Source organism: Ruegeria sp. AI2, assembly GCF_056541275.1.
In genome coordinates, this window is record NZ_JBQFYB010000064.1 from 1 (window position 1) to 1,034 (window position 1,034).

The 1,034-nt window shown below is 63.2% G+C and carries 1 protein-coding gene; it reads left to right on the forward strand.

What is annotated here, in order from left to right:
* The coding region (locus ACR0LL_RS21160) for a hypothetical protein (RefSeq protein WP_480589274.1) at positions 1–1,034 on the forward strand (1,034 nt) is incomplete at both ends.

The following is a 1,034-nucleotide window of genomic DNA, read 5'->3' on the forward strand; positions in this document are numbered from 1 at the left end:
AAGGCATACGGCGCGAGCATGTGGCCCAGAGCTTTGAGGCGATGGTCGCGGAATGGGGCCTGCCCGAGATGCTCTATCTCGACAACGGGTCCGAGTATTCCTGGGATGCGATGATCGGCGGGTTCACCCAGCTCTCCAGACTGACGCAGGGCGGGCTCAAGGTGTTTGATCTCACCGGTGATCCGAAGGTCGCAGCGCGCGTGGCCGAGGGCCGTGAAGCCGTGGTGCGGTCGATGCCCTACAATGCGAAGGGCAAGCCGGGCATTGAGGGTGCCTTTGGCAACATCGAGCAAGTCTTTTTCGCCACAATCCCAGGCTGGACCGATGGCGACCGCATGAACAAGAAGACCCACGCCAAGGGCAAAGACCCGGTGGCCTTCGATGGCGATGCGAGTGCCTTTCTGGAGACCGCTGGCAAAGCCTTGGAGTGGTATCACAAGCGCCCTCAGCATGGGCGGCTTGCAGGCATGAGCCCCAATGAGGCCCTGCGCAATTTCATTGATCAGGGATGGGGCAAGACCACACTCTCGCACCCCGAGGTTCTCGCCCTCGCCTTTGCCGAGGAGGTCGAGCGCATGCCGGATCGCGGGCGGGTGAGCTACACCCCCCGCCGTGGCGAGACGATCTATTTCTACGACGATGCGCTCCTGGGCCTCACCCACAAGATCACCCTCCGGGTGCCCGCCTTCAATCCCGCGTTTGTGTTCTGTTTCGCCAATGGTGAGTTGATCTGCCAGGCCTTCCCGGAGCGCACCTTTGGTGTCCTGGATGATGCAGGCGCTCGGGAGGTCAACCGGCGCGGCAAGGCCTTCCGCCGCCAGATCGCTGAAAAGCGCAAGCATGTGGCCCTGTTGTCGCTGACCGAGGAAACCGAGCGGCACATCGCTCATATGCCCGATGCGCCGGAGGCCCCGGTGGCTGCAGTGGTCGATGCCGGGATCATCGACCGCATGGTGCGCATGGATGCCGAGGCGCGCGGAAAGGCCCTGGCCGAGGCCGCCAATACCGGAGCGCGCAAACCCATTGAACAAAGG